The organism is Pseudomonas sp. S2_A02 (assembly GCF_054668495.1).
This window is the reverse complement of record NZ_CP162776.1, coordinates 2,326,607-2,352,831: the sequence shown is the minus strand read 5'-3', so window position 1 is coordinate 2,352,831 and position 26,225 is coordinate 2,326,607. Positions and strand designations below refer to the sequence as shown.

General features: G+C 58.4%; 25 protein-coding genes. 8 read left to right on the top strand and 17 right to left on the bottom strand.

The window, feature by feature from the left end; all coding sequences use genetic code 11:
* The first annotated feature begins 162 nt into the window (after nucleotides 1-162).
* Nucleotides 163-510 (top strand): hypothetical protein, encoded by a 348-nt coding sequence (locus tag AB4O41_RS10835; RefSeq protein ID WP_460147718.1) that lies wholly within the window; start codon nucleotides 163-165, stop codon nucleotides 508-510.
* 27 nt (nucleotides 511-537) lie between these two features.
* On the opposite strand, the gene AB4O41_RS10830 is transcribed toward AB4O41_RS10835, so the two are convergent.
* Nucleotides 538-1,137: a short chain dehydrogenase gene (locus tag AB4O41_RS10830; RefSeq protein ID WP_460147717.1), complete on the bottom strand. Its 600-nt coding sequence runs from the start codon at nucleotides 1,135-1,137 to the stop codon at nucleotides 538-540.
* Between the two features lie 105 nt (nucleotides 1,138-1,242).
* On the opposite strand from AB4O41_RS10830, the gene AB4O41_RS10825 reads away from it, so the two are divergent.
* The gene (locus tag AB4O41_RS10825) at nucleotides 1,243-2,157 is read left to right on the top strand and encodes a LysR family transcriptional regulator (RefSeq protein WP_460147716.1); all 915 of its coding nucleotides are present in this window, start codon (nucleotides 1,243-1,245) and stop codon (nucleotides 2,155-2,157) included.
* Between the two features lie 145 nt (nucleotides 2,158-2,302).
* Here the strand turns inward: AB4O41_RS10825 and AB4O41_RS10820 are convergent, their stop codons facing one another.
* The 11 genes from AB4O41_RS10820 to AB4O41_RS10770 form a co-directional block, all read right to left on the bottom strand.
* Complete coding sequence (locus AB4O41_RS10820) at nucleotides 2,303-2,788, bottom strand: DoxX family protein (RefSeq protein WP_460147715.1); 486 nt, start codon at nucleotides 2,786-2,788, stop codon at nucleotides 2,303-2,305.
* The gene (locus AB4O41_RS10815; RefSeq protein ID WP_460147714.1) at nucleotides 2,785-3,543 is read right to left on the bottom strand and encodes an HvfC/BufC N-terminal domain-containing protein; all 759 of its coding nucleotides are present in this window, start codon (nucleotides 3,541-3,543) and stop codon (nucleotides 2,785-2,787) included. Before AB4O41_RS10815 ends, AB4O41_RS10820 begins: the two co-directional genes overlap by 4 nt.
* Complete coding sequence (gene bufB, locus AB4O41_RS10810; protein WP_460147713.1) at nucleotides 3,540-4,394, bottom strand: MNIO family bufferin maturase; 855 nt, start codon at nucleotides 4,392-4,394, stop codon at nucleotides 3,540-3,542. Before bufB ends, AB4O41_RS10815 begins: the two co-directional genes overlap by 4 nt.
* 25 nt (nucleotides 4,395-4,419) lie before the next feature.
* Nucleotides 4,420-4,725, bottom strand: a complete 306-nt coding sequence (locus AB4O41_RS10805; protein ID WP_123360549.1) for a BufA1 family periplasmic bufferin-type metallophore — start codon at nucleotides 4,723-4,725, stop codon at nucleotides 4,420-4,422.
* A gap of 289 nt (nucleotides 4,726-5,014) precedes the next feature.
* On the bottom strand, nucleotides 5,015-5,707 hold the full coding sequence (locus tag AB4O41_RS10800; RefSeq protein WP_460147712.1) for an RES family NAD+ phosphorylase: 693 nt from the start codon (nucleotides 5,705-5,707) through the stop codon (nucleotides 5,015-5,017).
* Entirely contained in the window at nucleotides 5,701-6,105 is a 405-nt protein-coding gene (locus tag AB4O41_RS10795; RefSeq protein ID WP_460147711.1) for an antitoxin Xre-like helix-turn-helix domain-containing protein, read from the bottom strand. Before AB4O41_RS10795 ends, AB4O41_RS10800 begins: the two co-directional genes overlap by 7 nt.
* 229 nt (nucleotides 6,106-6,334) lie before the next feature.
* A complete protein-coding gene (locus AB4O41_RS10790; protein ID WP_030128348.1) occupies nucleotides 6,335-7,036 on the bottom strand; it encodes an ABC transporter ATP-binding protein in 702 nt (233 codons plus the stop codon).
* Entirely contained in the window at nucleotides 7,037-7,804 is a 768-nt protein-coding gene (gene livG, locus AB4O41_RS10785) for a high-affinity branched-chain amino acid ABC transporter ATP-binding protein LivG (protein WP_460147710.1), read from the bottom strand.
* Nucleotides 7,801-9,057, bottom strand: coding sequence for a high-affinity branched-chain amino acid ABC transporter permease LivM (locus tag AB4O41_RS10780; RefSeq protein ID WP_460147709.1), 1,257 nt, complete (start codon nucleotides 9,055-9,057; stop codon nucleotides 7,801-7,803). The genes livG and AB4O41_RS10780 overlap by 4 nt, the downstream gene beginning before the upstream one ends.
* Nucleotides 9,054-9,977 (bottom strand): high-affinity branched-chain amino acid ABC transporter permease LivH, encoded by a 924-nt coding sequence (gene livH, locus AB4O41_RS10775; RefSeq protein WP_460147708.1) that lies wholly within the window; start codon nucleotides 9,975-9,977, stop codon nucleotides 9,054-9,056. Before livH ends, AB4O41_RS10780 begins: the two co-directional genes overlap by 4 nt.
* A 232-nt stretch (nucleotides 9,978-10,209) precedes the next feature.
* On the bottom strand, nucleotides 10,210-11,337 hold the full coding sequence (locus AB4O41_RS10770; protein ID WP_460147707.1) for a branched-chain amino acid ABC transporter substrate-binding protein: 1,128 nt from the start codon (nucleotides 11,335-11,337) through the stop codon (nucleotides 10,210-10,212).
* A gap of 350 nt (nucleotides 11,338-11,687) precedes the next feature.
* Here AB4O41_RS10770 and AB4O41_RS10765 point away from each other — a divergent pair, with 350 nt between their 5' ends.
* Nucleotides 11,688-11,993, top strand: a complete 306-nt coding sequence (locus tag AB4O41_RS10765) for a DUF2288 domain-containing protein (protein ID WP_007906642.1) — start codon at nucleotides 11,688-11,690, stop codon at nucleotides 11,991-11,993.
* 299 nt (nucleotides 11,994-12,292) lie between these two features.
* On the opposite strand, the gene AB4O41_RS10760 is transcribed toward AB4O41_RS10765, so the two are convergent.
* Nucleotides 12,293-14,488 (bottom strand): hypothetical protein, encoded by a 2,196-nt coding sequence (locus AB4O41_RS10760; RefSeq protein ID WP_460147706.1) that lies wholly within the window; start codon nucleotides 14,486-14,488, stop codon nucleotides 12,293-12,295.
* Between the two features lie 196 nt (nucleotides 14,489-14,684).
* Between AB4O41_RS10760 and AB4O41_RS10755 the strand changes: the two genes are divergently transcribed.
* Nucleotides 14,685-15,581: an NAD(P)-dependent oxidoreductase gene (locus AB4O41_RS10755; protein WP_460147705.1), complete on the top strand. Its 897-nt coding sequence runs from the start codon at nucleotides 14,685-14,687 to the stop codon at nucleotides 15,579-15,581.
* Here the strand turns inward: AB4O41_RS10755 and AB4O41_RS10750 are convergent.
* Complete coding sequence (locus AB4O41_RS10750) at nucleotides 15,472-17,754, bottom strand: putative bifunctional diguanylate cyclase/phosphodiesterase (RefSeq protein ID WP_460147704.1); 2,283 nt, start codon at nucleotides 17,752-17,754, stop codon at nucleotides 15,472-15,474. The two genes, AB4O41_RS10755 and AB4O41_RS10750, sit on opposite strands and share 110 nt — an antisense overlap.
* Nucleotides 17,755-18,045: 291 nt before the next feature.
* Between AB4O41_RS10750 and AB4O41_RS10745 the strand changes: the two genes are divergently transcribed.
* The gene (locus AB4O41_RS10745; RefSeq protein ID WP_460147703.1) at nucleotides 18,046-19,395 is read left to right on the top strand and encodes a spinster family MFS transporter; all 1,350 of its coding nucleotides are present in this window, start codon (nucleotides 18,046-18,048) and stop codon (nucleotides 19,393-19,395) included.
* Between the two features lie 184 nt (nucleotides 19,396-19,579).
* Here the strand turns inward: AB4O41_RS10745 and rapA are convergent, their stop codons facing one another.
* The gene (gene rapA, locus AB4O41_RS10740; protein ID WP_123719763.1) at nucleotides 19,580-22,426 is read right to left on the bottom strand and encodes an RNA polymerase-associated protein RapA; all 2,847 of its coding nucleotides are present in this window, start codon (nucleotides 22,424-22,426) and stop codon (nucleotides 19,580-19,582) included.
* Nucleotides 22,427-22,655: 229 nt separating this feature from the next.
* Here rapA and AB4O41_RS10735 point away from each other — a divergent pair, with 229 nt between their 5' ends.
* From AB4O41_RS10735 to ccoM, 3 genes are all read left to right on the top strand, one after another.
* Nucleotides 22,656-22,997, top strand: a complete 342-nt coding sequence (locus AB4O41_RS10735; protein WP_052966937.1) for a hypothetical protein — start codon at nucleotides 22,656-22,658, stop codon at nucleotides 22,995-22,997.
* A gap of 104 nt (nucleotides 22,998-23,101) precedes the next feature.
* Nucleotides 23,102-23,263: a hypothetical protein gene (locus AB4O41_RS10730; RefSeq protein WP_007906621.1), complete on the top strand. Its 162-nt coding sequence runs from the start codon at nucleotides 23,102-23,104 to the stop codon at nucleotides 23,261-23,263.
* Between the two features lie 144 nt (nucleotides 23,264-23,407).
* Nucleotides 23,408-23,518 carry a cytochrome c oxidase subunit CcoM gene (ccoM, locus tag AB4O41_RS10725; RefSeq protein ID WP_277397045.1) on the top strand — a complete coding sequence of 37 codons (111 nt, stop codon included), beginning with the start codon at nucleotides 23,408-23,410 and terminating at the stop codon, nucleotides 23,516-23,518.
* A gap of 268 nt (nucleotides 23,519-23,786) precedes the next feature.
* Here ccoM and AB4O41_RS10720 read toward each other — a convergent pair whose 3' ends face one another.
* Together AB4O41_RS10720 and AB4O41_RS10715 are read right to left on the bottom strand one after the other, a co-directional pair.
* The gene (locus AB4O41_RS10720; protein ID WP_460147702.1) at nucleotides 23,787-25,262 is read right to left on the bottom strand and encodes an inorganic phosphate transporter; all 1,476 of its coding nucleotides are present in this window, start codon (nucleotides 25,260-25,262) and stop codon (nucleotides 23,787-23,789) included.
* A 379-nt stretch (nucleotides 25,263-25,641) separates the two neighbouring features.
* The gene (locus AB4O41_RS10715) at nucleotides 25,642-25,842 is read right to left on the bottom strand and encodes a hypothetical protein (protein ID WP_007903846.1); all 201 of its coding nucleotides are present in this window, start codon (nucleotides 25,840-25,842) and stop codon (nucleotides 25,642-25,644) included.
* Nucleotides 25,843-26,225: the final 383 nt, after the last annotated feature.

Genomic DNA, 26,225 nt, shown 5'->3' with positions numbered 1-26,225 from the left:
ACGTTACTGAGCCCAGCCGGCGATCACAAGGTGAGTATTCATCCGGCGTCAGTCACCGGTGACGTTAGCAACATTCTGTGTATTGTTTCTGCGCGCAAGCCTTGGTCCTGACAGGTAAGTTACCCAGCATTGGAAACGTGATGAGGATAGGAGGGAGGCGTTATGAGCTGGAAGATCTGGATGGTGCTATTGGCGATGGTGGGCGCCGGGGCGAGCCATGCTGGCGAGATTGATTTCTCGTCGGCCGCCGACTTTATCAGGATGGAAATGTTACTGAAGGATAACGACGGTGCCAATCCGGATCACGTCATGTTGGCAGTCACGTTGAGTCCGCAGGCCACCGAGCGTATACAAAAAATCAGTCGTGAGTCGTTGGGCCAGCCATTGACCTTATCGATCAATGGCCATCCGATAAGTACAGCGACGGTGCATTCGGTTCTGGGGGCGCAGTTCAGGATTGCGATGTCGCGATCAATTGCAAAAAAACTGCTGCCCACATTGATTGAATGATCGTCGCGGGTGCCATATTGACCAGGTTCAGCCGACGCGGTAGGTCTGGCCGGTCTGCAAGCCTTCCACACTCTTGGCGTAGGCCAGCGCCACTTCGGCGGCGGGAACCGGTTTGAAACCACGGAAGTACGGAGCGTAGCTGCCCATGGCTTCGACCAGCACGTTCGGGCTGACCGAGTTGATGCGCAAGCCGCGTGGCAGTTCGATCGCCGCTGCACGGACGAAGCTGTCCAGCGCGCCATTAACCATCGAGGCCGAACTGCCGGTGCGAATCGGATCATGGCTGAGGATGCCGGTGGTGAAGGTAAATGACGCACCGTCATTGGCGAATTCCCGGCCGATCAGCAGCAGGTTGACCTGACCCATCAGCTTATCCCGCAAGCCGAGCTCGAAGTCTTGTTCAGTCATGGTCGCCAGCGGCACGAAGTTGACGCTGCCGGCGGCGCAGATCAGCGCATCGAAGTTGCCGGTCTGTTGGAACAGTTTGCGGATCGAGGCGCTGTCACTGATATCGACCTGGAACTCACCGCTTTTACGGCCGATACGGACGATTTCGTGGCGCTGGGACAGTTCATGGTCAATGGCCGAACCGACGGTGCCAGAGGCGCCAATCAAAAGAATTTTCATCGTGCTGTACCTGAATGGGTTGGATTGAAGTTCAAGTTTAGAGTGGTTTTTTCCATTGATAAGCGTGCTAATAGGCAACCTTTGGTTTTCAAATGGAAACAATCCATGAGCGAAATGGACGACCTGGCGGCGTTCGCGGTATTGATCGAGGCGGGCAGTTTCACCCTGGCCGCCCAGCAACTGGGTTGCAGCAAAGGGCAACTCTCCAAACGCATCAGCCTGCTGGAAACGCGGTTTGCCGTGGTGTTGCTGCAACGCACCACGCGCCGCTTGAGCCTGACGGCGGCGGGCGCGGCGTTGTTGCCGCAAGCCCAGGCATTGGTGATTCAAGTTGAGCGTGCGCGTCAGGCCTTGGCGCGGTTGAAAGACGACATGGCCGGTCCGGTGCGGATAACGGTTCCGGTTTCATTGGGGGAAACGTTCTTTGATGGTGCACTGCTGGAATTTTCCCGGCAGTACCCCGAGGTGCAGATCGAACTGGAGCTCAACAATAACTACCGCGACCTGTCCCGGGACGGTTTCGATCTGGCGATCCGCTCGGAAGTGGCCAACGACGAACGCCTGGTCGCCCGACCGCTGCTGGCCTGGCACGAGATGACCTGCGCCAGCCCTGCGTACCTTGAGCGATTCGGTGAACCACTGACGCCGCAGGCCCTGGCGGAACACCGTTGCCTGCTCAACAGCCATTACAGCGGTCGCGAAGAATGGCTCTATCACCAACAGCACGAGTTACTGCGGGTGCGGGTGTCGGGGCCGTTCGCCAGCAACCACTACAACCTCTTGAAGAAAGCCGCGCTGGCGGATGCGGGCATTGCGCGTTTGCCGTCGTACTTGCTGCAAGAGGAATTGGCTGACGGGCGTTTGCGCTGGCTCCTGCGCGATTATCAGACCCGCAGCATGCCGATGTACCTGGTGCATCCGTATCAGGGCGGTTTGCCGAAGCGCACCCAAGTGCTGGCGGATTATTTGATCGGTTGGTTCAAGCGCAGCGGCGAGGCGTTGGATCGGCTTCAACGATGACGTCTCACCACGCAACCCCTGTGGGAGCGGGCTTGCTCGCGAAAGCGGTGTGTCAGCCAACATATCTGTCGAATGTGATACCGCATTCGCGAGCAAGCCCGCTCCCACATTTGGATCTCCATTGTCTGGAGTTCTGAGGTAGGGATTAGCGGGCGTAACGTCGGGCAATCAGATGATCAATCGACAACTTGCCCGGCCCGGTCGTCATCAAGTACAGCAGCACCGCCGCCCAGGTGCCGTGAGTCGGATAGGCATCGGGGTACACGAACAGCTGAATAGTCAGCGTCATACCCAGCAGTGCCACCGCCGAAAAACGTGTGGCGAAGCCGATCAGAATCAGCACCGGAAAGAAATGCTCGGCGAAGGCCGCCAGGTGCGCTGCCAGTTCCGGGGAGAGCAGCGGCAGGTGATATTCGCTCTGGAACAACGGAATAGTCGAGTCCGCCAGCCTTGGTACGCCGAGTTCAAAGGTGCCTTCGATCAAGTCGATGGCCAGGCCTTCCACCTTGGTTTGCCCGGACTTCCAGAACACCGCGGCAATGGAAAAACGCGCGATAAAAGCGATCAGGCTGTGGGGGATTTTTTCCAGCAGCGCGATGACGCGGGCGATGGGGGTTCGATGGGCGTTCATGGCGATACCTTGTGGTGCAAGTGGGTGATGGCGTCGTGGCTGATGAGCAGCGCCAAGGTTTGGCTGAGATCGAAGGCGGGCGCGGTCTCTAACGCTTGGGTCAGCGATTGGCCGTTTCGCAGGTGCTGAATGAAGGTGCTGGCGCTGTGGTCGATGGCAAAGACCTCAACCTCCAGATCGTTGCGCAACACCAGCGCGTGCTGCCCGTGGTCGAGGTCGATCCCGGCCAGCGTCGCGTCCTGTTGATGCGCTGCCCAGATCGAGACCACGGCAAAAGCTGAAGTCAGCAGATTCAGCGAGAGATGAAACCCGACTGTCAGCTCGCTCAGCGTCTGCGGGTCCGACAGCGCGGCGGCGATCTGCCCATGGCTCAGGGGCTGCGCATCGGCCGCGTGATAGGCCTGAACGCGCAACCGCTCCAGCCGCGCCATGTCGGCCAGATAAGGCACGCTGGCTGCCGGTTCAAAACTGTCGATAAACTCGGCGAAGTCCTTGCCGTAGTCGTTGATGAGTGGGCCTTGAGGCGGGTAACTCTGCACATACAGCCCCGCCATCGCCCGAAAGAACTCATCGCCCACTAGCTGCAAAACCACCGGGTAACTGTCGGCCAGGGCGTTGATCAGCGAGCTCTGCACATTGTTGCGATACACCGCGAAACGCCTGGCGGGATCGGCACCATTGGCGCTGAACAAACCCTCGGGGCAGGGCCGTTGCGGATCGAGCAGGGCGGCGGCAAACGCGGCTTGAGTGCTCATCGCCGACCCCCCGCGCAATGCAGTAACTCATCAGCCTGACGGGCTTCGGCGTGCAGCACGCTGAAGGCCGGTAACCGGTTATCGCGCTCGATCAGCGTGGCAATCGGGCCAACCTGTTCCAGCACCCGCCCATACAGCGCCCACACCGCGTTATCGATGGGCGCACCGTGATCGTCGATCAGCAGACGGTCGCCGAGGCTGTCGGTGTCTTCGGCAAACCCGGCCAGATGAATCTCTCCCACTGCGTGCAGCGGTAGCGCGTCGATGTAGGCCAGCGGATCTCTTTGGTGATTGATGCAGGAGACGTAGACGTTGTTGACGTCCAGCAGCAGGCCGCAGCCAGTGCGATGAATGACTTCGCTGATGAAGTCGGCTTCATCGATTGTCGAGCGCTGGAACGCCAGATACGTCGCCGGGTTCTCCAGCAGCATTGGGCGTTTGAGGGTGCTCTGCACCTGATCGATGTGCTCGCAGACGCGGTTCAGCGTCGGCGCATCGTAGGCCAGGGGCAGCAGGTCATTGAGAAACACCGGGCCATGGCTGGACCAGGCCAGGTGTTCGGAAAAGGATCGGGGTTGATAGCGTTCGATCAGCGCGGCAAGCCTTTGCAGGTGCTGAAGATCCAGCGGACCTTCGGCACCGATGGACAGGCCAACGCCGTGTATCGATAGCTGATATTGCTCGCGGATCAACCCCAGAAAATGATGAAACGGGCCGCCGGCAACCATGTAGTTTTCGGCGTGGACTTCGAAGAAACCGATGTCCGGTTGTGCACCGAGCACTTCACGAAAGTGCTCGGTCTTGAGCCCCAGCCCGGAGCGGGGCGGGAGCCCGGAAGATGAATGGTTCATGGTCGACACTCAGGCTGGGGACTGATTACGACTTGGCTTTGTAGGCTTCCATCTGGCCGAAACCGGTGGGCGAGGTTTTGCTCATCGTAGTGGCGCAGGTGCCTTTCGGAACCAGTTTGAAAGCATTTGGCTGGTAATCGGTTTTTGCCGTGCCGGCGCAAGTAGTACCAGCGCCTGCGGCGCAATCGTTGTGGCCTTTCATGGCCACGCCGAAGCATTTTTCCATGTTGGCGTCAGCGGCATGGGCAGTGGAGACAGCGGCAATGCTCAAGGCAGAACCGAGGGCCAGAACCAGGGCGGTGGCGGACAGGGTGCGGGTGGTAGCAGTCATGATGTTTCTCCGAAATTGAGCTTGGTTTGGCAAGCGTTCGTGCTTGCTTACTGCTCTAGAGAAACGACAGGGCGATGCGTTACAGCTCACTCCAAAACTTTTTGCTTCACTGATCGTTCCCACGCTCCGTGTGGGAATGCAGCCCGGAACGCTCCGCGTCCCAAGCGGACGCAGAGCGTCCATTGAGGCATTCCCGCGCAGAGCGTGGGAACGATCGGCAACCCCTGTGGGAGCGAGCCTGCTCGCGATGGCGGTATAACAGTGAGCGTCTACCGCGCCGGCACCACGGTCAGGCAACGCTGATTTTATTGACACCGGTGATCTGGCCATTCCAGATCATTTCATAGTGAGCTGTTTGAATGACTGAGGAGACGGGGCTGGGGGTCATCAGCGCCCAGCAGTAGTTGCCAGGCATGCGCACGGAGTTGTACCGCAGACCCAGCCACCCAGCATCCTTGATTGCCTTTCCCAAGCGACGGGAGTGCGTGTAATCGACGGGATCGTAGACAGGATCGTTCATCGAAATGGAGACGGCATCCTTCATTGCTTCGTCAACGAAAGTGCAGGATAACCCCCGGAAAACAAACCTCTCATAATTGAGATTCTGGACTTTCGACCAATACTGATTCTGATGGTGTTGCACCTCAGCCAACGCGGTTTCCATCGAGGCGGCCAAGTACAACACGCCGAAACTGCCATCGCTGAAACGCGAACCAGCTGGGTTGATGTGGGTGAAAGGAGCTGTTGCGTAAGAGCATCCAGGGATGCCAAAAGGAATCTGCGCACGCGGTATCAGCTCAAGCCGACCGACCTCATTTTGCAGCCTCGGGTTTGTGAGGGTCTGTATTTGGTACAGAACATCAAATTCGTCCGCGTCCGCCACGTCGTCAAACAACGCGATGGGCGGAAACTTTGAATTGACCAATCGATAGGCCTGCAACTGCTCACCGGGCAATGTCGCCAATTGGCTCACCATCACCATTGTGCGCCTCGCAGCACGTCGATTCGCCGAAACGTCTCATACAGGGAAATCATATCCCCCTGAGACATGATTTCGAGTGGGGTACGCCCGTTGAAGAACTCGTTTTCGTTCGCCATCGCCGGAAAACCATAGACGTTTTCAGGGTTATCAAAGACAAGGCGCAGCGTGGCGTGGATGTTGAGAATAAAGCTAATGCGCTGCATCTGGTCTGAATCCAGGCTGACGGACCAATCGGGATCGCGCTGCTTTGCCCGGGAGTACGTACTGCGGGAAATGCGCAGGATACGACAGGCCTGATCGCTCGACGCCTGCCACTTTTCGAGTATGCCGACAGCAGCTCGCAAGCCAGTCACGCAGTGGTCTTTTGTGAATGCTTGTGCTTGGAGGGTTGCTGTCATGGTAATCACTTTGGTTTTGTCTGTGGATACAAATATATTAATAAGGTATCTGTAGATCAAGCGGCGTTTATGATTAAAAAATACGCACTGATTAAACACACTCCCCCAAAACACCAAAAATCCCCTGTGAGAGCGAGCCTGCTCGCTCCCACAGGGGGGCATTGTTGTCAGGTGGGGGGCAGTCATAAAAAAACGGCCCGAAGGCCGTTTTCTTGTTTGCCGCAATCACTCAACCACCAAGATACGCTTCGCGCACTTTCGGGTCGGTCAACAGCGCTTCACCTGTTCCTGTCATCACCACCCGGCCGTTTTCCAGCACGTAGGCACGGTCAGCGATTTTCAGTGCCTGGTTGGCGTTCTGCTCCACCAAAAACACCGTTACACCGTCCTTGCGCAGTTGTTCGATGATGTCGAAGATCTGCTGGATGATGATCGGTGCCAGGCCCAGTGATGGCTCGTCGAGCAGCAACAGCTTGGGCTTGCTCATCAGCGCACGGCCGATGGCGAGCATTTGCTGTTCACCACCCGACATGGTGCCGCCGCGTTGGGCGAAGCGCTCTTTCAGGCGTGGGAAAAGTCCGAGGACCTTGTCCATCTGTTCCTGATAATCGCCCTTGTCGGTGAAGAATCCGCCCATGGCGAGGTTCTCTTCCACGGTCAGACGGGCAAACACCCGACGACCTTCCGGGACCACGGCGATGCTTTTACGCATGATCTGCGACGAGTCCTGGCCGACGAGCTCTTCGCCCATGTAGCGGATGCTGCCGCTGTGGGCTTGCGGCGAACCGCAGAGGGTCATCAGCAGGGTCGACTTGCCGGCACCGTTGGCGCCGATCAGGGTCACGATCTCGCCCTGGCGGACTTCGACGTTGACGCTGTGCAGCGCCTGGATCTTGCCGTAGAAGGTGGAAACGTTTTCGAACTGCAGCATTTACGCTTCCCCCAGGTAGGCTTTGATCACTTCAGGATTGTCGCGGATCTGTTCCGGCGTGCCATTGGCCAGCGGCGTGCCCTGGTTGATCACAACGATGTGGTCGGAAATGCTCATGACCAGTTTCATGTCGTGTTCGATCAGTAGCACGGTGACGTTGTGCTCTTCACGCAGCATGCTGATCAGCGCTTTGAGGTCTTCGGTTTCCTTCGGGTTCAGGCCGGCTGCCGGTTCGTCGAGCATGAGGATCCGCGGACGGGTCATCATGCAGCGAGCGATTTCCAGACGACGTTGCTGACCGTAGGCCAGGGTGCCGGCCGGACGGTTGGCGAACGCCTTGAGATTGACCTTGTCCAGCCAGTACTCGGCGAACTCCATGGCCTCGCGTTCGCTTTTGCGAAAGCCCGGCGTCTTGAACAGACCTGCCAGGAAGTTGGTGTTCAGGTGACGGTGCTGGGCGATCAACAGGTTCTCGACCGCGGTCATGTCCTTGAACAGCCGCACGTTCTGGAAGGTCCGCACCACACCTTTGAGGGCGATCTTGTGGCCGGGCAGGCCTTCGATTGGCTCGCCGTCCAACAGGATGCTGCCGCCGCTCGGTTTGTAGAAACCGGTCAGGCAGTTGAACACGGTGGTCTTGCCGGCGCCGTTGGGGCCGATCAGTGCCACCACCTGTTTTTCTTTGACGCTCAGGGCTACGCCGTTGACCGCCAGCAAGCCGCCGAAGCGCATGCTCAAGTTGTCTACTTTAAGGATCTCACGGCTCATTTGCGCAGCTCCATGTGAGGGCGTTGCATCGGCAGCAGACCTTGAGGACGCCAAATCATCATCAGCACCATCAAGGCGCCGAACATCAACATGCGGTATTCACTGAACTCACGCATCATTTCCGGTAACAGGATCATCACCGTAGCGGCGAGCACAACGCCCAGTTGCGAGCCCATGCCGCCCAGCACCACGATGGCGAGGATGGTCGCCGATTCGATGAAGGTGAAGGACTCCGGTGTCACCAGGCCCTGGCGCGCGGCGAAGAAGCTACCGGCGAAACCGGCGAAGCAGGCACCCAGGGTGAAGGCCGACAGCTTGATGATCGTAGGATTGAGACCCAGCGCACGGCAGGCGATTTCGTCTTCACGCAGCGCTTCCCAGGCACGGCCCAGGGGCATGCGCAGCAAGCGGTTGATGACGAACAGGGCGAACAACGCCAGGAACAACGCCACCAGGTAAAGGAAGATCACTTTGTTGATCGAGTTGTATTCGAGGCCGAAGTACTCGTGGAACGTCTGCAGGCCTTCGGCGGCTTTGCGTTCGAAGGTCAGGCCGAAGAACGTTGGCTTCTCGATGTTGCTGATGCCGTTCGGGCCGCCGGTGAGGCCGGTCAGGTTACGCAGGAACAGCCGGATGATTTCACCGAAACCCAGGGTCACGATGGCCAGGTAGTCACCGCGCAAACGCAGTACCGGGAAGCCGAGCAGGAAGCCAAACGTGGCCGCCATCATCCCGGCGATCGGCAGGCAGATCCAGAAGCTCAGGCCGTAGTAGTGCGACAGCAGCGCGTAGCTGTAGGCGCCCACAGCGTAGAAACCGACGTAACCGAGGTCGAGCAGGCCGGCCAGGCCGACCACGATGTTCAGGCCCAGGCCTAGCATCACGTAGATCAGCACCAGGGTAGCGATGTCCACCGCCCCGCGGGAGCCGAAGAACGGCCAGACCAGCGCACCGATGATCAACGCGATGATGATCCAGCGCTGAGTGGTCGGCAGGGTCAGGAAAGTACTGGCCTTGGCCGGCATCACCGGCAGGTTGGGCGAGGCTTTCCAGGCCGAACTGATCTGCTGGTCGAACAACACCCGCAGAAACATCAGCACCGAGCATACGGCGATGGTGATCAGCGTTGCAGTGCTGGTGCCATGGACTTCGAGGTTGATGCCGACAATGGTCAGTTTCAGACCGAGTACCGGGTAGGCAACAGCCCACACCAGCAAGGCGCTGAACAACGCCTGTTTAAGATTCCTAGTCATACTTTCTCAACCTCCGGACGGCCCAACAGGCCGGTTGGCCGGAACAACAACACCAGGACCAATAGACCGAACGCCACGACGTCCTTGTACTGGTCGCCGAAGATATCGGCACCAAAGGCTTCCGCCACCCCAAGCACCAGCCCGCCGAGCATCGCGCCGGGGATGCTGCCGATACCGCCCAATACGGCTGCGGTGAAGGCCTTGAGGCCGACCAGGAAACCGGCGTTCGGGTTGATCACGCCGTATTGCATGCTCAGCAGCACGGCCGCGATGGCCGCGAGTGCGGCACCGATGACGAAGGTCAGGGCGATGATGTTGTTGGTGTTGATACCCAGCAGGTTGGCCATCTTGATGTCTTCGGCACAGGCGCGGCAGGCGCGACCCAGACGAGAACGGGAGATGAACAGCGTCAGGCCGAGCATGGCGACCAGGGTCACCACGAACACCACGATTTGCATGTAGGAAATCAGCACTTCATGTGCGCCACCTGGCCCGATGGAGAAATTGCCGGGAATCAGGTTGGAGATGGATTTGTCCTTGGAGTCTTGCGCCAGCAGAACCGTGTTCTGCAGGAAGATCGACATGCCGATGGCGGAGATCAGCGGGATCAGACGGTTGCTGCCGCGCAGGGGGCGGTAGGCGATCCGTTCGATGCTGTAACCGTAGGCACTGGTAACAACGATGGTCGCGATGAAAGCGGCGGTCATCAATAACGGGACACTCTCGAGTCCCAGCATGGCCAGCCCGGCGATGGCGATGAACGCCACGTAAGAGCCAATCATGTACACCTCGCCGTGGGCGAAGTTGATCATTCCAATGATGCCGTAAACCATCGTATAGCCGATGGCGATCAGGGCATACGTGCTGCCAATGGTCAGACCATTAACCAGCTGTTGGAAAAAGTGATAGATGTCAGGCATTACAGCGCTCCTAAAAACCTGATACGCATTTCACTGGTGGAGTCATTTTCCCGCTCGAGCCCCGTGGATCTGCATCCACTTCGAATTCGAGGTTTGCCAGCGAACCGCTGATGACGGTTTTGAGATTTTCAGGTGGGGAGACTGGCGGATCACGCCAGCGCGGCCCAATACGTTCGTAAAACAAAGCCCACGGCACGCCGTGGGCTTTATTGGCAGTCAGTCAGGCAAGGCCTTACTGAGGCGAAACTTCAGTTTTAGGTTTGCCGAAGTGCCACTCGTAGACCACGAACTTGAAGTCCTTCAGGTCGCCCTTCGCATCGAAGCTCAGGTCACCCGTTGGGGTCTTGAAGGTGCCGGCATGGATGGCTTCAGCCACTTTGCCTGCGTCTTCGCTCTTGGCCGTGGTGATGGCCTGGGCAATCACCTGGACAGCGGAGTAGGACGGGAATACGAACGGACCGCTCGGGTCTTCTTTCTTGGCTTTGAACGCGTCAGCCAGGGCGATGTTGGCCGGATCCTGGTCGAAGGATTTCGGCAGGGTCACCAGCAGGCCTTCGGAAGACTCCTTGGCGATCTGCGAAATGGAGTCGTTACCCACGCCTTCCGGGCCCATGAACTTGGCTTTCAGGCCTTTTTCCTGGGATTGACGCAGGATCAGACCCAGTTCCGGGTGGTAACCGCCGTAGTAGACAAAGTCGACGTTGGCTTGCTTGAGCTTGGAAATCATCGAGGAGAAGTCTTTGTCGCCGGCATTGATACCTTCGAACACGGCAACCTTGACGCCTTTGGCTTCAAGGGTTTTCTTCACTGCGCTGGCGATGCCTTCACCGTATTGCTGTTTGTCGTGCAGAACAGCGACGATTTTCGGTTTGACGTGATCGGCAATGTAGTTACCGGCGGCAGGGCCCTGGGCGCTGTCCAGACCGATGGTGCGGAAGATCATTTTGTAACCACGGGCAGTGATGTCCGGGCTGGTGGCAGCCGGGGTGATCATGATCACGCCTTCGTCTTCGTAGATGTCCGAAGCCGGTTGAGTGGAGCTGGAGCACAGGTGACCGACCACGAACTTGACGCCGTCATTGACGACTTTGTTCGCGACCGCAACCGCTTGTTTTGGATCACAGGCGTCATCGTATTCAACGGCTTCGAGTTTCTTGCCGTTTACGCCGCCCTTGGCATTGATTTGTTCGATGGCCATTTTGGAGCCACTGAACTGCATGTCGCCGTATTGGGCTACAGGGCCGGTTTTAGGGCCGGCGATGCCGATCTTGATGGTGTCAGCGGCGAACGAATGGCTGGCAACCCCGGCCAGAACCATAGCGGCAAACAGTTTTGAAATCTGCTTAGTAGCCTTAGTCATAGTGCTCCACTCTTACTGTTGTAGTTTTTATAGTCCTGGCGCCGTAGCAGCAGAACCGGGTCAGATATCGTCGATATCCTCCGGAAAATGCCCCCGGCAACTGTACCGGTACAGTGTAGAGCGCCGATTGTTGGCCTGGGAAGCTGGCGCCAGGGGGCAAAACCTGAGGGTGTCGCTTTATTGAAAGAAAAAGACAGAATCGCGGCGGGATGTTAGCTGGCTAATGCTTGATTCAGCAGCAATCCTTGGCTTTCCTACGTTTTTCAATCGGTAACGCAATTGCATCCGGGTTTTTCTGGCGCAATACCGACGTTATCATTCACGTCGATTTTCTTCGCGGACAGAAACCCATGACTCAAGAACCTAGCACCCTCTATGCCAAGCTGCTTGGTGAGACCGCATCTATTACCTGGAAAGAGTTGGAGCCGTTCTTCGCCAGGGGTGCCCTATTGTGGGTCGATCCAGGCCTGGATTTGATCGCTGCAGCAGAAGCAGTGGCAACCGATGAAGGCGAGAAAGTCGCTGCCTGGCTGGCCGCCGACAAGGTCGCCAAACTGTCTGAAACGCGGGCGTTGGATCTTTTTGAACGCGATCCGGAGCTTTGGGCCGTGGTGGTTTCGCCGTGGATTCTGATCCAGGAAAGGGCGACGAGCTGAATGCTTGCACTTAATTGGTGCGCTGGTTTGCCGGTTAAAAGTGTGTAGGCGAGTAGCGTGATGGCATGTTGCCGTAGAGAAAGGCCACAGAAGGGTCTTGGCGAGGGTGACGTAAACGTAACGGGAACAGTTTATTGAGCAGCCGATGGGCTGCTTAATTGTTTCTGGATGTTGGGATTTGTGTTGATGCTTATGCCGCCATCGCGAGCAGGCGCGCTCCCACAATGTGATCGCATTCCTCCTGAAAGAACGCGGTCCCCTGTGGGAGCGAGCCTGCTCGCGATTGGGCGCGCCGCTAACTAAGCGGTCTTACCCGTGTGGTTATTCAAAGAAATAACCTTGGTCTTGCCAATCCGGTGACGGTAAATCTCGCGCAGATACTTGATCGCCTTCTTCACACAATCCCGAGAGAGGCGGATGTCATTGATCGAGACGAACTTGTCCTTGTCGTTGATCAGCTCACGGTACTTCTTCTCGTACATCGGTTTGATCGCGTACCAGTTGGTGTCGAGGATCTTCGCCGGGTTTTCGAATTCGTTGAGCAGTTCGTCGATGCGGTCTTCGTCGAAGTCTTCATTGATGATGAAGTCCAGGATCGAGTTATCCAGCGTCTCGTCGAAGCGGTACGGGTTTTTCGCGAAGCAGCGCTTGATGAAGGCGACGATCAGGGTCAGAAAGTCGTCCGACAGGCACGGGCTCTTGGCGATCAAAGTGGTCAGCGACAAGTTGGCCGAGGCGCCGATCACCAGCGCATAACGCTTGAGCGTGGTATTGGGGAACAGGCTGTTGAGATGGGTCTTCAACCGGTTCAGGTCCATGTAGGACAGCTTGTAGTCCTTGGGCAACGAAACAATCGACACCACCGACGAGCAATTCTTGAAGAAGTGCAGGTCGTGCAACGCGGCTGCGTCATAGCCCGAATTCTTGTACTGCTCAAGCGAGGCGCGATAGCGCTTGGACTCGATCGGCAACAGGCTGATGCCTTCGATCGCCTGGGTGACCTTGTTGAAGTGCGGCAGGTCGATGGAGCGGAAGAACAGATCGTCGATGTTCAGGCGCTGTGGCTCTTTCTCGAAGACTTTGAACTTGTCGCTGCTCGGCGGCGGAGTTTCCGGCACCACGGATTCGGCGTAGGCAATCGCCACCGGGCCGGCCAGGCTCATGAACAGGTCGTTGGCGTCCAGGCGAATGGTTTCGCCGATGTCGATGCCGGCGCGACGGAAATAGTTCTGGTCGTAGTCGGTGGTGACCGCCTGCGCTGTCAGAATGTTGAAGATCTGCTGTGAGATGTACTGGTTGGCGTGCTTTTCCATGGCATTGACATCAATGTTCTGGATGTTGCCGTCATCGCTTTCTTCGGCGTAACGCATGATGTCGTTGGAGATCAGCATCATCGCGTTCCATGGGCGAATACGGCCCATGACGCTGGCTTCGCTGCTGTCTTCATTGGCGAAGTTGTAGGAGAAGTCCCACTCTTCCGACAGGTATTTGCACAGCAGACGGCCGGCGTTGATGTGCAGCGCCTCGGACATTTCGCTGCGGTGATCGGAAATGTTCGGCAGTACGCAAATGCCGCTGGTGAAGATCGGCTCGAAGACGAAGGAATGACCGCTCTTGCTGTCGTGCTCGTCCATCGGCTTGGTGTCGAACGTCTTGTTCATGTACGAGTGTTGCTGGGCCAGGCCGAATTCCGAGGCCATGCCCGAACCGGTACCGCCGCCGGCACTGAAAATCGAGAAATACAGGCGCGACTGATTGGCCTTGATCCCGCAGCTGTCGATCAGGTACGAGTGAATCATCTTCCAGTCAGGGCTGGAAAACCGCTGGGTATCCTTGTTCAGGATGATCTTGGCCAGGTACTGGCCAAGGATCGGCGCGTTACCGGCGCCACCGGCGTGGACTTCCGACAAGTCCATGATTTTCATTTTGCTGTAGTCGCGCAAAAAGCCGCTTTTTTCGCCCTTGCGCGAGAAACGGATGCGGCCGGCGATGTCTTTGTCCAAGTCGCCGAGCATCACCAGCGGCTCGACCAGGAACACCGGTTTGCTGGCCTTGTTCGACCCCAGGCGCAGGTTGTTGCGGATCCACTGCGCCGGGCTGTAACCCTTTTCGGCGTAGCGTTTGTCCGGCGACAGGCGGTCTTCGTTGTTGAATTCGTTGAGGTAGAACTTGCGGGCGTTGTACACCAGTTCCGCCACGTCCAGCGCGATGTTCGAACCGCAGCGGCCCAGCCCGATCAGGCACACCGACGGGAATTCCTGATCGCTGTGTTGTTCGCTGTCGCCTTCCAGGTGCGGTGGACGCGGGAACACCAGATCGCGCAGGCCGTCGAGGTTGTCGAGGATACGGTCGGTGTTGGTTTCGGTGAAATACAGGTATTGCTGAGTCGCCAGCGGACGCGACGGGGTCAATGGCTTCGACGATGAGGGGCTGTTCGCCGCGGGGCTCAGGGTCAGGTCGGATACCGCGGTGGCCGGATTGTTTTTAGAAGTCATTGTGCGCCATATACCTGGACTGGTCGGCTCGGCGACAAGTGTCATCGAGTCATCACGGAATGAGATCTCGCGTCTTTTTGCAGCGCGAATGTGGCCCAAGCGTCAGGGCCTGGGCCTGAGCATCGCTGGGGGAATCCTTTCCTTAATCATGATGAATCGGCCAATATCCGATGATCTTTAATCAAAAAGAGGCTAAATGATGGCAGCGTTACCTTCGCTGGGGTTTGCCGGTATCGGCCTGATGGGTTTGCCAATGTGCCGACGCCTGTTGGCGGCGGGTTATCCGCTGACGGTGTGGAACCGCAACCCCGACAAGTGCGTAGCGCTGGTCGAGGCCGGAGCGCAGCAAGTGGCGACACCGGCTGAACTGTGTCAGCACGCGGACCTGGTGATGCTGTGTCTGGCCGACACTGCTGTTGTACGTGAGGTGGTGTTTGGCCCGGCAGGCGTTGCCGAGGGGGCGAAAAGCGGCCAGTTGCTGGTGGATTTTTCCAGCCTGGAACCCACCGCGACGCGGGAAATGGCAAGCGCATTGGCCAGTAAAGCCGGTATGAGTTGGCTCGATGCGCCAGTGTCCGGCGGGGTGGTCGGTGCCGAGGCCGGCAGCCTGGCGATCATGGTCGGTGGCGAAGCGGCAGACCTTGAGCGCGTGCGGCCGGTGTTGTTGACCCTTGGCCAGCGCGTGACCCACATGGGCGCCGTCAGTGCGGGGCAGGTGACCAAGGCCTGCAATCAGATGATCGTGGCGTGCAATGCCTTGGTCATTGCCGAAGTGGTAGCCCTGGCCGAGCGTTCCGGGGTCGATGCACGCCTGATCGCCGAAGCGTTGGCCGGTGGTTTCGCCGATTCAAAACCCTTGCAGATTCTCGCGCCGCAAATGGCCGAAAGCCGTTTCGAGCCGGTGAAATGGCACGTGCGCACGCTGCTCAAGGACCTCGACACCGCCGTGAAATTCTCCCGCGAACAAGGCTCGGCCACGCCGATCAGCGGATTGGCCGCACAACTGATGCGCCTCCATGGGGGGCAGGGGTTCCTGGAAAAGGATCCGTCGACGCTAGTGCAGCTATACCGCGAGCCAGACTCAAAGGATTGACGGTGTGCATGTGCTTGCGCTGATTGATTTCTGCCAGCACCGGACGCAACTCGGCCAGCGGCACCGGACGGCTGAGCAGGTAGCCCTGAACGAAATCGCAGCCATGGCGTTCAAGAAAGTCGTATTGCTCGAAGGTTTCGACGCCTTCGGTGACGACCTGTAAATGCAGTGTGTGGGCCATGACGATGATGGCCTGGACGATTTCCATGTCCTGGGTGGCCTTGGGGATGTCCTGAATGAACGAGCGGTCGATCTTCAACGTGTTTAATGGCAGGCGCCTGAGGTAGGCCAGGGATGAATAGCCGGTGCCGAAGTCATCGATCGACAAGGAGACCCCGAGGGCGCGAATCTGCCGCAGCAATACCAGGGTGTTGGTGATATTGCCCATCAACGCATTTTCGGTGACTTCCAGTTCCAGCCGGTGTGGCGCCACCCCGAAGGCGTGCAGGGCGTGTTCGATTTCATTGGCCAGTTCTTCTCGCGCCAGGTTCAGAGGCGAGCAATTCACCGCGATTCTGAGTTCTTCGCAGTCGTGGCGGGACAGCTCGCCCAAGTCCTCGCAGGCCTTGCGCAGCACCCAGTTGTCCAGGTCGGCGATCAGGCCATTGGCTTCGGCAATGGCGATGAACCGATCCGGCGTGAGTAATCCGTGAACCGGGTGTTGCCAGCGAATCAGTGCTTCAAGTTTGGTGACCTGGCCGATTCTCAGGTCATAGATGGGTTGGTAATACAGCATCAACCCGGTGTTTTCGCGCAGGGCGTGGCGCAATTCCTCTTCGAGTTGCAACTCCAGGGTGGCGCGGGTTTTCAGGTTTGAACTGAAAAAATGCAGGGCATTGCGACCGCAGTCTTTGGACTGGTATAGCGCCAGGTCGGCGTTTTTCAGCAGTTCTTCACTGGTCTTGCCGTCTTCCGGAAACAGGCTGATGCCGATGCTGGTGGTCATGACCATGCGCCGTCCGGACAACTCGATGGGCTCCTTCATTTTCAGCATGATGCGCTGGGCCATTTGCCGCGCTTCTTCACGGTCGTACAGGGTGATGAGGATGCAGAATTCGTCGCCTCCGAAGCGCGCCACCACGTCTTCGTGACTGCGCACCGAGGCCTTGATGTGGCCGGCCAGGACTTTGAGCAATTCGTCGCCGGCGTCATGGCCGAGGCTGTCATTGATCCGCTTGAAGTGGTCGATGTCGAGGAACATCACCGCCAGCATGCCGCCTTCGTTGGTTTTCTCGATGAGTTTCTCGGCGAAGATCTGGTTGAAGCCTCGGCGGTTGATCAGGTTGGTCAAGGGGTCGTAGTGCGCCACCTGTTGCAGCGACATGCGCGCCTGATCCAGTTGACTGAGCAGAGCGTTGACCCGCTGCAGGTCATGCTCCTTGTGTTGCAGCTTTTTGTCTGCCAGTGCAGCGCTGATGCTGCTGCCGATGATCAGCAGCGTCATCACCGCCACCGTCAGCCCCAGTTGCAGGTGATTGTTGTCGCTGGGCAGCGGCTGAAGACTGCCAGCGGGCAGCACCAGGTTGAATGCCGCCATGCCGGTGAAATGCATGCTGACGATGCCGGCCCCGAGCACCAGGCTGGCGGTGTATTTGAGCAATTGATGAAACACGCCGGCGCCATCGCGCAGGTGACTGGAAATCAACAGGGCGGCCAGGCTGGCACCGATGGCGATCACAATGGAAAGCACGAACAGCACGGGTTGGTAGTAGGCCATCGCATTCGATCGCAGGGCGGCCATGCCCACGTAATGCATGGTTGCGATGCCCAGGCCGATCCATACCGCGGCCCGCAGGTATTGCCAGAAATTCAGCTGAGGATGGCTGAGGGTGTGCATGGCCAGCCACGAGGCGGTCAGGGCGAATAACAGCGAGAGCAGGGTAGTGGGCAGGTGGTAATGGATTTCGATCGGCGCCTGGAACGCCAGCATGCTGATGAAGTGCATGGCCCAGATACCGCCTGCCAGACACCCGGCACCGACCCAGCGCCAGAGTCGTTGGGAGGCGGATTTTTCCACATGACCGACCCGCTCGGTCATGTCCAGCGTGGCGAAGCCGGCCGCGCAAGCCACCAGATAAGCCAGCAACACCAGAAAAGGGTTATGGGTGCAATTGAGTATGACCTGCCCGCTCTCCGGTAGCCCGGTCATGAAATGCAAACCAAGCCACTCCATAGCATGCCCCATCTCTGAATCATCCTGGCCTGCGCCATTCACGCTGGCGAATGCTTGCAGTATAGAGGCCTTGCAAGGAGCGCAAGGGGTGGTGGCACATTAGTGCCAATGTTTTTGGAATGGCCTCTAGAACAATTGGAAATGAATTGTTGCATGGGTCGCATTGGCTGCCATGGATGGGTATCAGCATTACGAATAATTACAGACAGCGCTGATGGGCCTGTCTAGATTGACGGTTCCGGGCTCGAATGCGTTGGCAGTGAAGCCCAATAACAATAAAGAGACGGACCCATGCAGAACTCGACCCAAGCGGCGAATGCCTGGCGCATTCTGTTCCTGCTGTTCCTGGCCAACCTGTTCAACTTCTTCGATCGCACCATTCCAGCCATCATCATCGAGCCGATCCGCATGGAATGGCACCTCAGCGACTTTCAACTGGGGATCATCGGGACCGCATTCACCATCGTTTACGCCATTGCCGGCCTGCCCCTGGGGCGATTGGCCGATACCGGTTCGCGCAGCAAGTTGATGGGTTGGGGTCTGGCAGCCTGGAGCGGGCTGACTGCGATCAACGGGCTGGTGGGCAGTTTCTGGAGTTTCCTGATCGTGCGCATGGGCATCGGCATCGGTGAAGCCAGTTATGCACCGGCCGCCAACTCGCTGATCGGCGATTTATTCCCGGCTCATCGTAGGGCGCGGGCCATGGGCATTTTCATGCTTGGCCTGCCGCTGGGATTACTGCTGGCGTTTTTCACCATCGGCTGGATGGTCAAGGCGTTCGACAGCTGGCGCGCGCCGTTCTTTATCGCGGCAGTGCCGGGGCTGATCCTCGCAGTGTTCATGTTCTTCATTAAGGAGCCGAAACGCGGTGCGGCGGAAAGCGTGCAAGTGTCTCAGGAGCGCGTGGACCGGCCGATCCGTCGAGTGCTGGCGGTGCCGACTTTCCTGTGGCTGGTGATGGCGGGGCTGTGCTTCAACTTCGCGACCTATGCCTGCAACTCGTTTCTGGTGCCAATGCTGCAGCGTTATTTCCTGATGCCGTTGCAGGACGCAGCAGTGGCCACCGGAGTGATCGTCGGGGTGACCGGACTGTTCGGCCTGACGCTTGGCGGCTGGATTGCCGACAAGATTCACCAGCGCGTGGCCAATGGGCGGCTGCTGTTCGCGGCGTTCAGCCTGATCATTTCGACCGTGTGCACAGCGTGGGCGCTGCACGCCGGACGGATCGAGATTGGGGTATTTGTTGCGGTGTTCAGCTTGGGTTGGTTGTTCGCCTACAACTTCTATACCTGCGTGTATACAGCGATCCAGGACGTGGTCGAGCCGCGCCTGCGGGCCACGGCGATGGCGTTGTTCTTTGCCGGGTTGTATCTGTTGGGGGGTGGGTTGGGGCCGGTGGTGGTGGGCGGATTGTCGGATCACTTCGCGCACACGGCCATGCTATCGGCTGGTGCTGAGCAGATGACTGAAGCGTTCAAGGCTGTTGGTTTGCATGACGCGATGTACCTGATTCCGGTGGCGCTGTTCTTTACCATGGTGTTTCTGTTTTTGGCTTCGCGGTGTTTTGTAAGGGATGCGAAGCGGATGAAGGAAGGGTTGGTCGCGGTGGTTGAGCCTGGCGTTGCTGTGGCGACTGCTTAACCGCCATCGCGGGCAAGCCCGCTCCCACAGTGATCTCGGTTGTTCACAAAACTTGCATTCACCCGAAGCCCTGTGGGAGCGGGCTTGCCCGCGATGAGGCCCTCAAGAACACCGCAACAATCAAGCAGACAAAAAAAGGCCCGCATCGCTGCGGGCCTTCTTTTTAGTGGTGGAGCAGAGAAACTTAACCCGCCACCAACACCCGAATCGCTTCCAGTCGCAGCGCTGCTTTGTCGAGCATGGCCAGACCTTGCTCACGTTGCTTGCGCAGGGCAACCAGTTCGCTGTCGCGCACGGTCGGGTTGACCGCTTGCAACGCGGTCAGGCGTGCCAGTTCTTCGTCGGTATCCGCCGCCAGACGACGTTGCGCCTCGGCCACGCGCTCGGCGTGACGCGGGGTGATTTTCTCTTCGCCGGCGTTGATCCGTGGCGTCAGCTGGTCGCGCTGGGCCTGGATGAACTTGTTGGCGCTGGCGCGGGGCACGCTTTCCAGTTGATCGTTCAGGGTTTCGAACGACACTCGCGTCGACAGGTCATTGCCGTTGGCATCGAGCAGGCAGCGCAGGGCGGCCGGCGGCAGGTAACGGCCCAGTTGCAGCGAACGCGGGGCAACCACTTCGCTGACGTAGAGCAGTTCCAGCAACACGGTGCCCGGTTTCAGCGCCTTGTTCTTGATCAGCGCCACGGCGGTGTTGCCCATCGAGCCGGACAGGACCAGGTCCATGCCGCCCTGAACCATCGGATGTTCCCAGGTGATGAATTGCATATCTTCGCGAGACAGCGCCTGGTTGCGGTCGTAGGTGATGGTCACGCCTTCGTCGTCGCCCAGCGGGAAACTGGCGTCGAGCATTTTTTCGCTTGGCTTGAGGATTAGCGCGTTTTCCGAATGGTCTTCGCTGTCGATGCCGAAGGCGTCAAACAGGGTTTCCATGTAGATCGGCAGGGCGAACTGATCATCTTGTTCGAGGATGTCCTCGACCAGCGCATCACCTTCGCCAGCGCCGCCGGAGTTGAGTTCCAGCAAGCGGTCGCGACCGGTGTGCAGTTCAGCTTCCAGACGCTCACGTTCGGCGCGGGCTTCATCGATCAGCGCTTGCCACTCGCCATCGTCGGCGTTTTCCAACAGCGGCAGCAGGCGCGGGCCGAACTGATGCTGCAAGGCGTTGCCGGTCGGGCAGGTGTTGAGGAAGGCGTTCAGCGCTTCGTGGTACCACTGGTACAGCCGTTCTTGCGGGCTGGTTTCCAGATACGGCACGTGCAGTTCGATGATGTGCTTCTGACCGATCCGGTCGAGACGACCGATACGCTGCTCCAGCAGGTCCGGGTGCGACGGCAGGTCGAACAGCACCAGATGGTGCGAGAACTGGAAGTTGCGACCTTCACTGCCGATTTCCGAGCAGATCAGCACCTGAGCGCCGAATTCTTCGTCGGCGAAGTAGGCGGCGGCGCGGTCACGCTCGAGGATGTTCATGCCTTCGTGGAAGACCGTGGCCGGAATGCCGGAACGTACGCGCAGGGCGTCTTCCAAATCCATGGCGGTTTCGGCGTGGGCGCAGATCACCAGCACTTTGGTGCGCTTGAGCATCTTCAGGGTGTCGATCAGCCACTCGACGCGTGGGTCGAATTTCCACCAGCGCTCTTCTTCATTGGCATCCGGCTGGGCCTGGAAGCTGACTTCCGGGTACAGCTCGGCGTGATCGCCCAATGGCAGTTCGAGGTATTCGGCCGGGCACGGCAGCGGGTACGGGTGCAGTTTGCGTTCCGGGAAACCCTGCACGGCGGCGCGGGTGTTACGGAACAGCACGCGGCCGGTGCCGTGACGGTCCAGCAATTCGCGGACCAGACGGGCGCTGGCTTCGGTGTCGCCATCATTGACGGCGGTCAGCAGGGCTTCGCCTTCGTTGCCGAGGAAACCGTGGATGGTCTTGTGCGCTTCAGGCGACAGGCGCCCTTTGTCCAGCAGCTCCTGAACGGCTTCGGCCACCGGGCGATAGTTTTCGCTTTCGGCGCGGAAGGCGTGCAGGTCATGGAAACGGTTCGGGTCGAGCAGGCGCAGACGGGCGAAGTGGCTGTCCTGACCCAGTTGTTCCGGGGTCGCGGTCAGCAGCAATACGCCGGGAATGACTTCGGCCAGTTGCTCCACCAGGGAGTACTGAGGGCTGACCTGGTCTTCGTGCCACACCAAGTGGTGCGCTTCGTCGACCACCAACAAATCCCAGCCAGCCGCGAACAATGCGTCCTGGGCCTTTTCGTCGTCCACCAGCCATTCGAGCGCAACCAATGCAAGCTGGGTGTCTTCGAACGGGTTGGCGGCATCGCTTTCGATGAAGCGTTCTTCGTCGAACAGCGCGACTTGCAGGTTGAAGCGGCGGCGCATCTCCACCAGCCACTGGTGCTGCAGGTTTTCCGGCACCAGGATCAACACGCGATTGGCGCGGCCCGAGAGCAATTGGCGATGGATCACCAGACCGGCTTCGATGGTCTTGCCCAGGCCCACTTCGTCTGCCAGCAGAACGCGTGGCGCGATGCGGTCGGCGACTTCACGGGCGATGTGCAACTGGTGCGCGATCGGTTGCGCCCGCACGCCGCCCAGGCCCCAAAGGGAGGACTGCAACTGGCGGCTGGTGTGTTCCAGGGTGTTGTATCGCAGGGAGAACCAGGCGAGCGGGTCGATCTGTCCGGCGAACAAACGGTCGCTGGCCAGACGGAACTGAATGAAGTTCGACAGCTGGGTTTCCGGCAGGGTGACCACTTCGTTCTGCGCGTTGAGGCCGTGGTAGACCAGCAGGCCATCGACATCGTCGACTTCTTGTACGGTCAGTTTCCAGCCTTCGAAGTGAGTGATGCTGTCACCCGGTGAAAACCGCACGCGGGTGAGGGGCGCATTCCGTAGCGCGTACTGGCGGGTCTCGCCAGTGGCCGGGTAGAGCACGGTCAACAAGCGGCCGTCCTGTGCCAGAACGGTGCCCAAACCCAGCTCGGCTTCGCTGTCACTGATCCAGCGTTGCCCCGGTTGATACTGCTGCGCCATGCTGCCTGACTCCCACCTTGAAAAAGCGGGCTATCTTAACGGAATGAGCCAGCAGGACCAAAGGATTACATGCGTGCGCTGAGGGCGGATGCGAACTTTTCGGGAGATGAAGATCAAAAGATCGCAGGCTGCACCAGCTCCTACGGTGCCAGGCGGGTCACAAGTTTGCGACCGATGGCTCAAGTCGACATTCCCGCAGCCGACAGCCTGCTGACAGGAGACTAATAATATGCTGCCACCGATGCTCCCCTTGAGCGCCGTACCGATCACCTCACAGCAGGATCCGATCCGCCAGCGCCCGGATATTCCGCCCGTGGTGCCGGTGCAGGAAAGCTCCAACGAAAGCACCATCGACCTGCAAAAGCGCGATCCGGAAGAGGCGGGCCTGCAACTGCGCGAGGAACAGCGTCGGCAGCAGGAACGGGAGCGGCGCCGTCGTGAGGCCGATGAAGATCCCGAAGAACACCTGGCGATTCCCGGTAATGAGCTCAATGCTGACAACACCGTACCGGTGGTGCCGTTGATGGAGGATCAGCCGCGTCAGGGATTGTGGGTTGATATTGAAATCTGAAGTGTCGGATCACTGGTCAGCGCCCGCGCCAGACCGCATTATTGGCGTAATCCTGTCGCCTTTACCGGCAGTTGAATTCATTTCCAAGCGATGCACTGAACGCCATGAGCCAAGATGACAAGCTGATTGACCTCAACACCGAACGCGCCAAGCGGGTTCATGACCTTAATGAAAAGCGCCTGAACGAAGTGCGCCAGGCGTTCGAGCAGGCGATGCCGTTGGGCAAAGCGAAGAAAAAGCCGAAGAACAAACCGAAAAAGCGTTGAAACACCCTGCATCGATTGATGCAGGTCAGTTATTTCCCTTCCTTTTACGCCCGTCTCGGGCGGCATTGATCCCGGTCAATTTTCTCTCCTGCCCGATTGGTTAACTTAGCCCCATCGCAACAGGGCAAGTGCAGGAGGCTAGTCATGTTTTTCGACAACGTGGTGATCGCCGGAGTGCTGACAGTCGGCCTCATGGTTCTGTTTTTTGCAGGGTTTGGATTTTTTATCTGGAAGGATTCGCATAAGCGGAAATAACCGTAGGTCTTTCTGGAGCAATGAGCACGCAAGGCATTTTGGGCGACTTCGGTCGCCCTTTTTTTGTCTGCGAATTTCTATCGGGTGCATGCGGCAACTGTGGGAGCGGGCTTGCCCGCGATAGCGGTATGTCTGTTACACCAATGTCGGATCTGTCGCCGTCATCGCGGGCAAGCCCGCTCCCACAGGGATCTGCGCCGAGCTCAGATATTGCAGCAATAAAAAAGGCGCGAACCTCACGGAACGCGCCTTTTTCAGTAGCGGTGTATCAGCTACCCAGCGCCTTCGACGCCAGCCAGAACAGGCCGGCCGACAGGGCCACGGTGGCTGGCAGGGTCAGGACCCAGGCCAGCAGGATGGTTCTGACAGTGCCGCCTTGCAGGCCGCTTTTGTTGGCGACCATGGTGCCAGCCACGCCTGAAGACAGAACGTGGGTGGTGGAAACCGGCAGGCTGAAGATGTTGGCCAGGCCGATCATGCACGCGGTGGTGATCTGCGCCGACATGCCTTGGGCATAGGTCATGCCTTGCTTGCCGATCTTCTCGCCAATGGTCAATACCACGCGTTTCCAGCCCACCATGGTACCCAGGCCCAGTGCCAGTGCGACCGCCAGAATCACCCAGAACGGAGCATATTCGGTGGTGGTGGTCAGGTCTTTGCGCAGCTTGTCCAGGTCCGCCTTTTCACGGGCTGCGAGGCCAGGCAACTTACTGACTTTCTTCGCCGTGTCGTCCAGGCAGAGCAGGTAGCGACGCACTTCAATGCGGCTTTCCGACGGCAGCGAGTGGTAGTCGGCTACGCCTTTGAGAGTGTCGAGCAGGGCGGCGATGGTCGGTTCGGTCTGTTGCGGGTTGCAACGGAATTTCTCCGGCAGATCACCTTCCACGCTTTTGCCCAAGGCCAGGAATTCACCCAGCGTATCGGCATTGCGCTTGTAGAACTGGCTCAGGTGCAGGGTCGCATCGCGAGTCCGCTCGATCTGGTAGGTGGTGCTGTTCAGGTCAAGGACGAACTGGGCCGGCACGATACCGATCAGCACCAGCATGATCAGGCCGATACCTTTCTGGCCGTCGTTCGAGCCGTGCACGAAGCTGACGGCCATCGCCGAAATCACCAGCACCAGGCGGTTCCAGAACGGCGGGTGTTTCTTGTCGTCGATCTTGCGGCGCTGTTCCGGGGTCTTGTGCATCTTCGACAGCGGACGCCACCATTTAAGGCCGATCAGCACCAGGGCAGCGACCAGGAAGCCGGCCATCGGCGAGAACACCAGGGACGCACCGATATCGATCGCCTTCTGCCAGTTAACGCCGTCGGCCAACGGAATATCGTTGATCAAGGCGTTCGCCAGACCGACACCGAGGATCGAACCGATCAGCGTGTGGGAGCTGGAGGCGGGGATACCGAAGTACCAGGTGCCCAGGTTCCAGGTGATGGCGGCGGCGAGCAACGAGAACACCATGGCCAGTCCATGACCGGTGTTCACATTGATCAGCAGTTCTACCGGCAGCAAATGGACGATGGCATATGCCACGCCCACACCGCCCAGCAGCACGCCGAGGAAGTTGAACACACCGGAAAAGAACACTGCCAGATGAGGCGGCATGGCTTTGGTGTAGATAACAGTGGCCACCGCGTTTGCGGTGTCATGAAAGCCGTTGATGAACTCGAAGGCGAGGACAAAGGCCAGGGCGAGCAAGAGGCTCACAAGCACCCAAGCATCCAGTCCGCTGAATAAATCGATCATGAAGGTTTTCTGACCCGGTCGTAAGGGGGCGCGATTATGCCAGAAAAGACTGCTAATCGATGCACTTGCTGCTCATCGGTAACATTCTTCAACGAATTAATTTGTGGCAATCCCCCAAGGCCCGGGGTTTTTCAGGGTTTTACAAGTCGTTGAATTTACTTGGAAAGGCCGCAGCCACAAGGGTTTCTCCCTGCGAGGCGAGAGGCTTGAACGCGTTGTATGAAATTTCTCGGAAAAGGGTCAGACATGAGCCATTTGCCTCATCCAACGGATGAGGAGGACCGCTGCCCGCTTGTAGCGGGCGCGAAAAGCATCATCCATACAACCCGCTTTTAACGGGTGCAGGCGCAGGCTCTTGAAAGGATTCAGGCCGAAGCAGTCATGGCTCTTCGGCTTTGAGTTCCTTTTCCATCTTCTGCAATTCCTGGGAGAAGGCCTGGTCCTGAACGGTGGCGCGTTTACGCCAGGGTTTGCGTTCGGGTTCGGGCTGAGCGGCGTAGGTGGTGACTTCCCCGCCGTAAACTTCCTTGTAACGTTGTTCCTGGCGCTCAAGTTCCGCGCGCAGTTCGTCTTTCGTCACAGTGCTACCTGATTGAGTTGAGATTAATTCTGGTGAAACGCGCTGCATCGATTTATTGACCACGCTCGTTGAAGGGACAATGCCTGACACGGCATCGTTCCCTCGGAGCAATCAATTCGTCCTTGTTGCAGGCGGCCACGGCACCAGAGAAAAACAGCTGACGTAGCATCAGTCTCCTGTTTCAGCGAGCGCGTTGGCGGTGCATATGAAATGAGCGTCAGGCGCTTGCTGCGGACAGCGGCAATGGATATTGCGCTGCCGGTTGGCAGAATCGGCACGTAAAAAACCGCTCGCCACTGAGAAGCATTATAGCGGTCGATCCGAAGAACACTATCTCTTGAGAGTTAAAAGTAGTTCCTCGTGTGTGATTGTTTTGTTACTCG

Bases quoted from the DNA above. Each gene is read 5' to 3' on its own strand.
- AB4O41_RS10835 (WP_460147718.1), top strand. From the start codon at position 163: ATGAGCTGGAAGATCTGGATGGTGCTATTGGCGATGGTGGGCGCCGGG.
- AB4O41_RS10830 (WP_460147717.1), bottom strand. From the start codon at position 1,137: ATGAAAATTCTTTTGATTGGCGCCTCTGGCACCGTCGGTTCGGCCATT.
- AB4O41_RS10825 (WP_460147716.1), top strand. From the start codon at position 1,243: ATGAGCGAAATGGACGACCTGGCGGCGTTCGCGGTATTGATCGAGGCG.
- AB4O41_RS10820 (WP_460147715.1), bottom strand. From the start codon at position 2,788: ATGAACGCCCATCGAACCCCCATCGCCCGCGTCATCGCGCTGCTGGAA.
- AB4O41_RS10815 (WP_460147714.1), bottom strand. From the start codon at position 3,543: ATGAGCACTCAAGCCGCGTTTGCCGCCGCCCTGCTCGATCCGCAACGG.
- bufB (WP_460147713.1), bottom strand. From the start codon at position 4,394: ATGAACCATTCATCTTCCGGGCTCCCGCCCCGCTCCGGGCTGGGGCTC.
- AB4O41_RS10805 (WP_123360549.1), bottom strand. From the start codon at position 4,725: ATGACTGCTACCACCCGCACCCTGTCCGCCACCGCCCTGGTTCTGGCC.
- AB4O41_RS10800 (WP_460147712.1), bottom strand. From the start codon at position 5,707: ATGGTGATGGTGAGCCAATTGGCGACATTGCCCGGTGAGCAGTTGCAG.
- AB4O41_RS10795 (WP_460147711.1), bottom strand. From the start codon at position 6,105: ATGACAGCAACCCTCCAAGCACAAGCATTCACAAAAGACCACTGCGTG.
- AB4O41_RS10790 (WP_030128348.1), bottom strand. From the start codon at position 7,036: ATGCTGCAGTTCGAAAACGTTTCCACCTTCTACGGCAAGATCCAGGCG.
- livG (WP_460147710.1), bottom strand. From the start codon at position 7,804: ATGAGCCGTGAGATCCTTAAAGTAGACAACTTGAGCATGCGCTTCGGC.
- AB4O41_RS10780 (WP_460147709.1), bottom strand. From the start codon at position 9,057: ATGACTAGGAATCTTAAACAGGCGTTGTTCAGCGCCTTGCTGGTGTGG.
- livH (WP_460147708.1), bottom strand. From the start codon at position 9,977: ATGCCTGACATCTATCACTTTTTCCAACAGCTGGTTAATGGTCTGACC.
- AB4O41_RS10770 (WP_460147707.1), bottom strand. From the start codon at position 11,337: ATGACTAAGGCTACTAAGCAGATTTCAAAACTGTTTGCCGCTATGGTT.
- AB4O41_RS10765 (WP_007906642.1), top strand. From the start codon at position 11,688: ATGACTCAAGAACCTAGCACCCTCTATGCCAAGCTGCTTGGTGAGACC.
- AB4O41_RS10760 (WP_460147706.1), bottom strand. From the start codon at position 14,488: ATGACTTCTAAAAACAATCCGGCCACCGCGGTATCCGACCTGACCCTG.
- AB4O41_RS10755 (WP_460147705.1), top strand. From the start codon at position 14,685: ATGATGGCAGCGTTACCTTCGCTGGGGTTTGCCGGTATCGGCCTGATG.
- AB4O41_RS10750 (WP_460147704.1), bottom strand. From the start codon at position 17,754: ATGGAGTGGCTTGGTTTGCATTTCATGACCGGGCTACCGGAGAGCGGG.
- AB4O41_RS10745 (WP_460147703.1), top strand. From the start codon at position 18,046: ATGCAGAACTCGACCCAAGCGGCGAATGCCTGGCGCATTCTGTTCCTG.
- rapA (WP_123719763.1), bottom strand. From the start codon at position 22,426: ATGGCGCAGCAGTATCAACCGGGGCAACGCTGGATCAGTGACAGCGAA.
- AB4O41_RS10735 (WP_052966937.1), top strand. From the start codon at position 22,656: ATGCTGCCACCGATGCTCCCCTTGAGCGCCGTACCGATCACCTCACAG.
- AB4O41_RS10730 (WP_007906621.1), top strand. From the start codon at position 23,102: ATGAGCCAAGATGACAAGCTGATTGACCTCAACACCGAACGCGCCAAG.
- ccoM (WP_277397045.1), top strand. From the start codon at position 23,408: ATGTTTTTCGACAACGTGGTGATCGCCGGAGTGCTGACAGTCGGCCTC.
- AB4O41_RS10720 (WP_460147702.1), bottom strand. From the start codon at position 25,262: ATGATCGATTTATTCAGCGGACTGGATGCTTGGGTGCTTGTGAGCCTC.